This window comes from Candidatus Zixiibacteriota bacterium, assembly GCA_020853795.1.
Taxonomy (GTDB): domain Bacteria; phylum Zixibacteria; class MSB-5A5; order CAIYYT01; family CAIYYT01; genus JADJGC01.
The window spans coordinates 1-10,951 of the sequence record JADYYF010000087.1; the positions used below are offsets into that span (position 1 = coordinate 1).

Sequence of the window (10,951 nt, forward strand, 5' to 3'; positions counted from 1 at the left end):
TCAGCCGCGTTGGTCTGAGTCCACCGCACCGCCTGTCCGAAACCAGCCGAACCATTAAAGTAGTAGCTAATGGTGCCGTACTGGGAATGCCAGTCGCAGGTCGCTGCGGCTGAGCGCGGAGCAGGCTGTTGGGGATTCGGCAACGCGTGAACAATGCCGTTTGAATACGGAGTCGTCGGCGGGTGAATCGGCTGCGGCTGGTGAAGCGCGCGGCCCGATCCTGGCACGCCGATCGTATAGGTGCCAACTTTATAGGAACTCGGATCCTTGGTTGCAAAAGCCATGCTGCAAAGACCCACGATTAGGGCCAGTGTCAGCACGACCAGCAAAAGTCTTTTGAACATGTACTTCCTCCTTACACAGTTAGGAAAATACGTTGGTAGTTCGACCGGCGCAGCGCGGGCTGCGAAGACACCAACCTAAGTCCCCGGCAGTTGCAGCAGATCATGCAGCCTGCAGCAGTCTGACCGAGACCTGGGAGTTGGAGCGACCCGTGAACTTGTCTAGGGTTGTTGGGTCAACCGGCCAACTACTTGTCTCAAGGATTCCTAATCTTGGAGATTGGGGTCACCTCTGCTAATAACTTCGGTACTTCCGAGTATCGCTTTAGTTTCCCCGCGTAAGGTCGTACACAGTAATTGTCTTCTTAACTACGATATCGACTGTGAACCGCCCGAAGCGATCACACCTCCTCAAGACTGCGTCTTGCTTCATCAGTTAGTAGTTGCGACAAGTAAAGCGAATGAGGATTTGGTGATAAGAGAGAATAGGAGGACGCAGTACACGACGATCACGATTTTGTGTAACAAAAACCGCATCGACATGGGTTTGCTTGGTGCAAGAGGCTTGTGCTGTTAACGCTGTCGTTAACCGGAAAACGTGCTGATTTTGCTGAGAGTAATGTACGGTAGGTACATCAAAACGTTCAACCAACCGGCACCAATCTACGCTTGGGGGCGGAAATGTCAAGGGAATTTTTGCCCTTTTCCGGCCGAAATCCCCAGCGATAACAGCTTCATTTTCAACGAAATCGGATATCGCCAGCCCGGACCGCCCGCCGGTCTTCTCCCACCTGTCCTTGTGCCTGGAACCAAGCCCAGAAGCCACCCGACCCGAGTCAGCTCCATATAGGACGAGCCGGCCCTGCCCGGGCTCCGCAGAGCACACGCCCGGCCATTTCGACTGTGCGCAGCGAACCCATCTCCCCCAGACAAGGTGCGCCCAGGGCAGGGAACTGGCCGCCGCAGCCAGCTCAACCGCGATTTTCGCGGCAATTCCGCGACACCCGCGCAGACATAGTATCAATAATACTACGTGTTTTGCCTCTGCTCGCAGAGTGACCGCAGAGTCTGCCGCAACCGCGCCGACCCGCTGAATCCGCTGTAATGGACTGCTTCATCAGTGATTAGCCTCGCCTTGATGATCGCCACCCTCGTTTGGAATCGTCCCCAGGACACCTCGAGGGGGAGGCGGAACCGGAGTTTAATTAGTATCAATAATAGTAAAAGTGACCAGGTTGGGGGCCCCGGGAAATATCTTCGGCTGGACCGCTGCGTTGCGGACAAGCCGCGATTTTCCTGCAGAATCTATCGATCCCAAGCGTACCACAGCTTGCGGGATAGTTCCAGGTCTCAGACGCCGATTGCCGGCACTGAGTCATAGTAGTATCAATAATACTAATCAGTTTTAGTCTTGACGGTATCCGATTCCGCCATACATTAGTCGCGTATGATCGAACAATTCCGCGAGTTCTTGCGCGCCGTCGTGCGCCGCATCAAGCGCGCCGGCGACCCGCAGGCGTCGTTCGTCTCGATCAGTTCGGCGCTCGAAGCCGGCGACTACGACACGGTCTTGCGCGAGACCGACCGCATCATCTCCCGGAACAGCTCCATCACGAAAATCCTGCATCGGCGGGTCAGCCAGACCATGAAATTCAATTCCGCCGAGGAATACAATAATTACATCCGCCGCAATCCCGGCGAGGCGTTCCTGCGTTGGGAATTCCCCGAAGCGCCGGAAGCCCACTATCACCGCTCGCTGGTTTATCAGCGGTCCGGGCGCATGAAGTCGAGCCGGCACGAGTTGGAAAACAGCCTGCAGGAATTCCCCGACTCCGCCAAGTATCTGACCGAAATGGGCGCGACGCTGCTGGCGATGTCGTTCTACGACGAGGCCGCCCGCCACTTTGACCGCGCGGTGGAATGCGACCTCACCGAGCGGCGCGAATACAGCCATCGCGCGCTGTTGGGCCTGGGGCAGTGCCGGTTGGAGAGCGGTCAGTTTGAGGCGGCGCGGGCAGCCTTCGCTCGTGGCCTGGAAATCGACTTCGACAAGCGCGAATTTCACGCGCTCCTGCATATGACGATGGAACTCGAGTCCGATCCGCGCCAGCGCGCAGAGTTCTTCCTCTCCAAGGGCAACTATCCGCTGGCGATCCAGTCGTTCGAAGAGTCGCTGGACAACAATCCGGACGACTTCGAGATGCAGATGGGAATCGCGTACGCCTTCAAGGAAACGCAGCAATACGCGCGCGCGGAGGAACATATCCGCCGCGCCTTCCGCTATAATCCCGGCAGTTCGCAGGTCAACTTCGCCCTTGGGTGGGTCTACCTGATGCAGGACCGCCTCGAAGAGGCCGAGGCGGAATTTCTCAAAGCGATTCGCAAGAATCCGTACGATCCCGGCTATTTGATCGGCCTCGCCTATGCCTACCTCGAGCGGATCAAGTCGACCGACACCGAGGATGACGAGCGCTTGCTGCAACTGGTCCGCAGGGCGCAGGAACTCGATGCCTCCTATCCCGAGCCGCTCATCGTGCTGGCGGAGTATTTCCTGATTCTCGATCGGCTGGAGAAAGCCGCCGAAGCGATCGATACGGCGATTCGCCTGAATCCGTCGCATCAGCCCGCCCATATCGTGGCGGCGGAAATCTATTTCGAAAAGGAAGATCTGACCAAGGCCCGCCATCATTTGGCCGAGGCGGAGGAATTCGGCCGCGACACTGAAGAAATGCGGCATCTGCGCGAAAGGTTGCGGGGCGATTCGTATTGAGCAAAAGGCGTTCGGGCGGCAAAATCCGTTTCTCCCATATCTTCGGCCTCATCCTGCTGGCGATCATCCTGCTGTTGGTGCGCGAGATTGCGCGTAAACCCGAACCGGTACCGCCTCCGGAAACCCTCCAGCCGGGCGTGCACGTCCTCGACGGCGACACCTTCACCGATTCAGAAGGAAACACTGTGCGACTTCTGGGCATCGATACGCCGGAGAAGGGACAGCCGTTCGCCAAAGAGGCTGAAGTAGAACTTCAACGCCTGCTGACTTCAGCCGCTCAAATCCGCTACGAATTCGGCAAGGAGAAGACGGATCGCTACCAGCGCCTGCTGGCCTTCGTCTTCGCCGACTCGATTTTCGTCAACGAACGACTGCTCGAGGACGGCCTGGCCACCGCCTATTTCTTCGAGGGTCAACTGGCAAGCGCGGCCTTCCAGGAACTCTGCGCCGCCCAGCGGGCTGCTTTGAGGGAGAAGGTTGGCATCTGGTCGCACGCGCCGGAGCCGCTGGAGAGCGTCTATTATGGCAATACCGAACGGCGGCGCTTCCACCGCCCTACCTGCAGCGCTGTCGAAAGCGGGGAAATGAAGCATCTGGTCAAGCGCTCGACGCGCGAGGAATTCCTGAACGACTGTTATTCCCCCTGCCGCAACTGCAAACCGTAAGCGCCGTCACCGGAAGACGTTGCCGCGCTGAAGATAATCCCCGATCTGTCGATAATCGAGAAGAGGATGATCACCGGCCGCGCGGCCGACTATCGCAAGGAACTGCCGTGTCTAACATACTCGTTATCGACGACAAAGACAGTATGCGCGAAATGCTGAAGGCCTCGCTGGCGGCCGACGGTTACGATGTCGAGACTGCCGAGACCGGCGATGTCGGCGTCGCGCGCTCCAAGGAAAAGCATTTTGACGTCATCCTGACCGATCTGCGCATGCCCGATATCTCCGGCATGGACGTCCTGTCGCAGGTGCGGCAGGTCGACCCCGACTCGGCTGTGATTGTCATGACGGCCTACGGTACGATCGAAACGGCGGTCGAGGCGATGAAGAAGGGGGCGTTCGACTTCCTGCAAAAACCGTTCGATACCGGCCACCTGCGCATGATCGTCGAGCGGGCGCTTGAAAATCAGCGGCTGGTCGCCGAAAACAACCTGCTGCGCGAAGAACTGGCCGAATCGCTCGGCTTCACCGACATCATCGGCACCAGCGAAAAAATGATCGAAGTGATGCGGCTGGTACAGAAGGTGGCCTCCTCCGACACGACCATCCTGCTCACCGGCGAATCGGGCACCGGCAAGGAGCTGTTTGCGCGGGCGATTCATTCGCTCTCGTCGCGCAAGACCAAGCCATATATCACCATCAACTGCGCGGCGATTCCGGGCGAGCTGCTGGAAAATGAGTTGTTCGGCTCGGAGAAAGGCGCCTTCACCTCCTCGCACGCCCGCAAAATGGGCAAGTTCGAAATCGCTTCCGGCGGCACGATCTTCCTCGATGAAATCGGCGACCTCGAATTCTCGCTGCAGGCCAAGCTGCTGCGCGTCCTGCAGGAACAGACCTTCGAGCGCCTCGGCGGCACCAAGCCGATCAAGGTCGACGTCCGCATCATCACCGCGACCAACATGAATCTGCAGGAAGCGATCACCAAGAAACGCTTCCGCGAGGATTTGTTCTACCGTCTCTCGGTCTTCCCGATTCATATTCCGCCGCTGCGCGAACGCCGCGAGGACATCGTCCCGCTGGCGAGTTACTTCATCAACAAGTATTGGCGGCAGATGAAAAAGGGCGAAAAAACGCTTTCGCGCGAAGCCCTGCAAATTCTCGAGCGCTACCACTGGCCCGGCAACGTCCGCGAACTGGAGAACACCATCGAGCGGGCGATCATCCTGGCGGAAGGGAAGAAGATCAAGCCGGAGCATCTGGCGATTCGCCTGTCGACTTCGGAGGATGTGCGCCTGCGCGAAGGTGCGGGTTTGAAGGAGGTCGGCCAGATGGCGCAGATGCAGGCCGAGCGCGCGATGATTATCCGCGTCCTCAATCAGACCCGCGGCAACAAACGCAAGACCGCGGATATTCTGCAGATCGACTACACAACACTATTTGAAAAAATCAAGAAGTACGAAATCGACACCAACAAGGATGTTTTCGGTTAGGCGGAGCGCATCCACACCGTCAAGATTCCAAGGAGCAGGAATAGCACAGCCGCCCGGAGCGATCCAGGCGGCTGTTGTGTTTCTCCGCATCGATTAATCTGATGTTGGAGCCTACGGGCACCCCGCGCACGGCGCCGGACCGCCGGCGAAGATGTAGTTGATCAGGTACACGGCGTCGGAGATGTTCACCGTGCTGCTGCAATCGGCGTCGCCGGACAAAATCGGATTCGGCGCCGGTCCGCCGGCAAAGATGTAGGAGATCAGATAAACAGCGTCGGAAATCGTCACAATCGCCGTGCCGTCGGCATCGCCGCAGATATAACCCGGCCGCGCAATGATAAACGGCGACAACGTCGTCGTCTCCCCGCAGATGACGTTGTTGGTCTCGTCGATCGCCGTAGTAATGTCATCCCAACTCGAACCATCGTAGTGAAACAGCTTCAAGTCGGCCTCATTCCCGGGAGCGACCTGCGCCGGATCGTAATTGATGCAGATCTCGATCACGCCCGCAAACGGCGCGGTCGTCGTGATATTGTAGTACGCCTCCGGGTTCGACGGAACAATCTCGAATCCGGCCGGAGGAGTCGGGCCGCTGGAGGAAACTGCCACCGAACTCTCACCGTCGTCGGTGACCGTCGCGAAGATCACCGTCACGCTGTCGGCCACCGCGACTGCCACATCACTTCCTGCCGGCGTATTGCCGCAGGCCGGTGCGCCCGCGCCGATCAAGGCGGCGCAGGAGTTGTTCGCCGGCGCGCAGGGCGAGGAACTTCTCACCCGGTAATCTTCGCCCGCGAGGTTGCAGAAGATCGGATCGGCGGAGAAATTGCCGCTGCTGCCGGCCTGACCGGCTACGCAACCGGTCCAGTTTCCGGCGGCATTGCCGAACATGTCGCTGCAGTCAATCGTGAAGGCGCCGCTGCCGTCGCAGATCAGAACCTCGTCGCCGGTGTTGCCATAGAAGATGCTGCGGGAGAATTCCACCGGTGCATCCTGCGCATAGTACACGCTGGCCGAATTCGGGCTTGGCGTTGACAGGAAGTTGCCGACAAAGGTGCAATTGGTGAAGGTCGAGGGTGTGGTCTCGTTGAAAGAATATCCCACGCCCGCCGCGATCGCCGCAAAGTTAGCCGCAAATATGCAGCCCGTGAAATCAGCGGCGGAAGCGTCGCACACTACGACTCCCGCGTACTGGGCGTTGTTCCCGCTGAACCGGCTGCCGTCGACGGTGAGGGTTGCGCTGTTGTCCAAGGCGAGCGCGCCTCCGGCCACGGCCGAGTTGTTCTGAAATTCGCAATTCACAATTTGCCCGGCGGAGGTCGATCCCAGGTAAATCGCGCCACCCCAGTCGGTGCCGACCGAGTTGCCGACAAAGACACAGTTGTCGAAGAGCGGATTTGAACTCGCCTCGATTGCCACCGCCCCGCCGTTGCGCTCGCCATGGTTGGATTCGAAGCGGCAATTGCGGAAAATCGGCGAAGCACCGTTCATGATGATTACCGCGCCGCCCTCCGGACGCGCACCAGGACCGTCGGCCGGGGCATAGCCGTCCTTGATCGTCAATCCTTCGACCACCACACTGCGGTTTTCCGCGGCATTGTCAAAGCGCAAGCCGCGGCTCGGGCTTCCCACCGATCCGGCACAGTCGATTACTGTCGCCGCCGGTCCCGCTGCGCCGCGCAACACAATCTTCTTCCCCTGAAAGTCGAGGTCTTTGTTGCCCAGCCCGGCATAGGCCCCAGGCGCGATGACAATCGTATCGCCGTCGGCAGAGGCCGTGATCGCGTCTTGGATCTTGCCGAAGACTTGCGGCACCTCAAGATAACAGAAGCCGGGCGGATTCGACGAGCGCAGGGCAGCGGCGGCGGCCTGCAAGCTCGCCAGGCCGATCTGGGACGTCATCAGCGCAGCGCGCAGTGTCCGCTCGCCCCCCGATGGAAGATTGAACCTGCCGAACGAAATGAGAATCGATACGTCCTGGCCGAGCAGATCGCCGCTGTTCGGCGACATCATCTCCGCATACGTTGCGCCGTCAACGAGACTATTGTTCGGATACACCGAAATCGCATTGGAGAGCGTCCGCAGCGATCCCAGTTGCGGGCAGGGCGTGAGATTGGCGAAACCAGCTGCATGCGCGCCTTGCTCGACCAAGACGAGATAGTCGGCAGCCGCAACGCGAGCATTATTCGACCCGGAGCCGTCGATGTCGAAGTCGCCGGCAATGCCGGCGGCAAGCTGGAGAGCCGTGTCGCATTCGTTGCGCACGCGGTATTCAATCTCGATGATCTGGCAACTGTCGGGCGTGCCGGTGTCGCCGCCGAAGTGGTAGATCACTTCGCCGCTCAGCCGGGCATCGGTCGTCGCGAAGCGCAGCGTCTGCGTCGCGCGGCCGTGTGCATCGACTCCGGCTGCGAATCCATCGGCGGTCAGGTAATCGCTTTGCGCGAACATGTCCATGTAAACCGTCGTGTCGAAGCCGTCGACCATTCCGAGCAGCAATGAGCCGTCGTAGAGCACGTTGCTGACGGGATCGACGAGGGCAGTCGACGTGCGATCACCAAGCGCCGGCGTGTTCGGCGCGCCCAGCTGCAAACACGAAGTGCTAAACGTGTTGAAGTCCTGCGTCGTGGCCGCGTACGCAATGTTCACGGTCACCGGAATGCGCACCTCCCACACCGTCGGCGCTGTGGCCGTGATGACAATTGTATCCGACACCACCCCCAGGTCGCAACTCGAAGTGAGTGCCAGCGCATCATACTCGAACGTGACGCTGGCCGACTGCGTGGGCATCAGGGTCACGGGCGTCCCACCGGTTATATCCACGTTGCCGAACACCGAGGTCGCGCTGCCGAAGGTCACATTGCCGACGCCAAGATTCTGCAGCACAATCGCCGAATCCTGCTTGGTCGCCAGCGGCACGATCAGCGGATTGACCGCCAGCGGACTGATCAGGACGCCGTTGATGACGGTGGCCAGTTCCGGCCGGAGTTTCTCCACGGCATAGCGGAAGCGGTCGATTTGTCCCACCGTGAGAACATCGCGGCACGACTGGCGCGAATACGACATGATATTGTCAACCGGCGGATTGTAGGGGGTCGCATCACAACCGCCGGGCGGGGATGCGAAATTGTCGTAGAGACAACCCGGCGCCACACCGACGTGGCCGCTGACATTGGGGTCGGCCGGTGTGTCGCAGACCAGGTCCCCGGCAATCGCGCAGTTGCTGCCATTGGGGCATTCAGTTCCGAGATAGGTCTCATGGGTGTGCATGAGATTGAAGTAGTGCCCGATCTCATGCACCAACGTCGAGTTCTTGGACAGCAGCCCCCCGCAGTTGTTGCTCATGATGATTCCCTGGACGCCGGACGACGGAAACGACGAAATGCCGCAGTAGGGAAAGTTGGACGCACTCGGCACCCAGTAGATATTGACGGCGTTCGGCACCTTGTCATAGCGCTTGAGGCTGTCCATCTGGACGTCGGTCGCCATGTCGAAATAGAAGAAGTCTTCGTCGATGAAGTTCACCGGCTGAATCTCGTACACCGCTACATTGACCTGGGCGAACAGGATGTTCGCGCTGTCGATGGCCGCCGCCACCTCGGCGGCGCCGATGCCGCCGGTGCCGTTGCTCTGCCGCACGATGTGCATCGCAATGGGCAAATCGTAGAAATCGGTCGAGCGTGCATCGCGCCCGAAGGACGGCTCGTCCAGCAGTGCCCGGATGGCCTGAAGATCGGCAGCGCTGAGCGTCGTGCCGCAATCTTCGGCGCGCGTTGCCGGGGCCAGCAGCATCAGGCTCGCCAGTGCGGCCCCAACGAAGCGAAAGAGGATTCGTGAATTCATCGCATTCTCCAGATTTGTAAGCGGTAAACGTGATCGCCGACAAATATAGAGAATGTGAGTCTATTTAGGCAGTGTTTTTTTGCAGAAGCAATGATTAGGCTGCCGTCCCAACGCCAAAGAGGAACGCGGCGGCGTTCCTCTTCTGCGTCTTGCTATGCCGGACGGCTTACCGAAGGGCAGCTTACGGACACGCCGCGCACGGCGCCGGCCCGCCGGCGAAGATGTAGTTGATCAGGTACACGGCATCGGAAATGGTAATCAGCCCGCTGCAGTCGGCATCACCAGCCATCACGACGACCGGACCCGGCCCACCCGCGAAGATGTAATTGATCAAGAAGACGGCATCAGAGATTGTAACGGCGCCGGACGCATCGGCATCGCCGCATCGATACAGCGGCTCATTCAAATTCGCCACGCGCACGGAATCTTCAAATTGGCCGTCAAGGTCGGAGTCGATCAGGATGACCGCGGAGTCCCCCTGTGACCGCCAGTCGGGTCGAACCCGGTGGGCGCCATCCCCGGTGATAGGGATGCCCGGGTGGTAAAAGACGGCATCTGTCTGGGCGTTCACAATCTCGATGAACAAGTCGTAGCTGGTGCTTTCGCCGAAATTCTCGACATCGACGAAACTGCCGTCGCTCAAAATCACCTTGAGTGAGTCCCCGGCGGTGACGTGGAAATCGCCAATTTCAACCACGATTTCCGAGTCGGGTTCAATTGAGATCGCCTGAACGTACAGGGATTCCGGTAACATGCGTACGGGGCCGGTCAGGTTGTTGTAGACTGTCAGCGTTCCGCCCGGTCCGACCACTCCGATCGGAACATACGCGGCGCTGATGATCCCCGACTTGGCGCCGCCGTGACGAAACACGCGCTTATTGCCGTCGACAACCGTGAAAACCCCATCCGTCACTCCGGTCGCCTCGCAATACCAGTGGCCCGATGGCAGGACATACCCGAGGGGTCGCGTGTTCTGTCCGTTAGCGGGAATGATCGGAATCGCGTTCGGCACGTTGCCGTAAAGCACATCACCCAGGTGGCCGATTTCACCGATCGGAGACTCGATCTTGACGCTGCCAGTCTCGCCGAAGTAGTAGCGAATGTTGGCTGAAGCCGCCGCCGTGTCAGTGAGGAAAAGCGGGCCCAGGTAGTTCTCCGCCGCATCCATCAGAAACATCCGCCCGGAACCGCCCCAGCCCGGCAGACCGCTGTACGACCATGTATTCGTCGAAGTGTTGACGACGATCCGGCGGGTATTGTCGCCCGGGAAGTTGCTGTCACGCACATAGATATACCATGTGGTCGGATCACCGCCGTCCTGCGAGCATCGGTAGGGCACAACGGCATGACCGCCGCTACTGGAATTGTCGAACAGCATCAGCACCCGATCGTCAACGGTACCGTTCTCAAACCGGCTGCGGCATGCGAGCAACGTCTGCGTCGGATTGGAGGAATTGGTCTGGGCGCTAATGTGCGCCTGCTGGTTCTGCCCAAACTGATACAGATATAGCCTGTTGATCAGGTCGCGCGAATCATCAGTGAGAGGCACCGCGCTGACCGAGCCGTATCCGGGGAAGTCGGCGGCGACGTTGCGCAGACTGTCGAAGTAGAGCAGCGATGTTGCCGCGAACCCAAAGCATGATCCGTTCCAATCACCCTTGATGGCGCTCCACTGCGCGATTGCCGAGGGCCGGATGATGACGGCACCCGGCGGCGGATCAAAGTAGCACTGGCTGTTTCCCAGAGCCGAAGCGAACAGATCCCAACTCGGGAAATCAGATGACGGACATAAGTAGCAAGCTCGCCGGCAAGGCGTCGTTGCCGTGCAGTAGTTGATTGACGACCAGTAGGACGACGGCCACATGTTGGCCTCGGAATTGGCGAACGACCAGGTAGGAATCGCCA

6 protein-coding genes are annotated in these 10,951 nt (G+C 59.4%); 3 read left to right on the forward strand and 3 right to left on the reverse strand.

The genetic code is table 11. The annotated features are described in order from the left end of the window. Positions 1-344: hypothetical protein (locus IT585_06730; protein MCC6962929.1), on the reverse strand; the 344-nt coding region annotated here is incomplete at its 3' end. Positions 345-1,728: 1,384 nt separating this feature from the next. On the opposite strand from IT585_06730, the gene IT585_06735 reads away from it, so the two are divergent. The 3 genes from IT585_06735 (at position 1,729) to IT585_06745 (ending at position 5,203) form a co-directional block, all read left to right on the forward strand. Continuing rightward, the gene (locus IT585_06735) at positions 1,729-3,051 is read left to right on the forward strand and encodes a tetratricopeptide repeat protein (protein ID MCC6962930.1); all 1,323 of its coding nucleotides are present in this window, start codon (positions 1,729-1,731) and stop codon (positions 3,049-3,051) included. Next, positions 3,048-3,716, forward strand: a complete 669-nt coding sequence (locus IT585_06740) for a thermonuclease family protein (protein MCC6962931.1) — start codon at positions 3,048-3,050, stop codon at positions 3,714-3,716. The genes IT585_06735 and IT585_06740 overlap by 4 nt, the downstream gene beginning before the upstream one ends. A 107-nt stretch (positions 3,717-3,823) precedes the next feature. After that, positions 3,824-5,203 carry a sigma-54-dependent Fis family transcriptional regulator gene (locus tag IT585_06745; protein ID MCC6962932.1) on the forward strand — a complete coding sequence of 460 codons (1,380 nt, stop codon included), beginning with the start codon at positions 3,824-3,826 and terminating at the stop codon, positions 5,201-5,203. A gap of 111 nt (positions 5,204-5,314) precedes the next feature. On the opposite strand, the gene IT585_06750 is transcribed toward IT585_06745, so the two are convergent. Then, complete coding sequence (locus IT585_06750) at positions 5,315-9,046, reverse strand: right-handed parallel beta-helix repeat-containing protein (protein ID MCC6962933.1); 3,732 nt, start codon at positions 9,044-9,046, stop codon at positions 5,315-5,317. Between the two features lie 181 nt (positions 9,047-9,227). Continuing rightward, positions 9,228-10,951: dockerin type I repeat-containing protein (locus IT585_06755; GenBank protein MCC6962934.1), on the reverse strand; the 1,724-nt coding region annotated here is incomplete at its 5' end.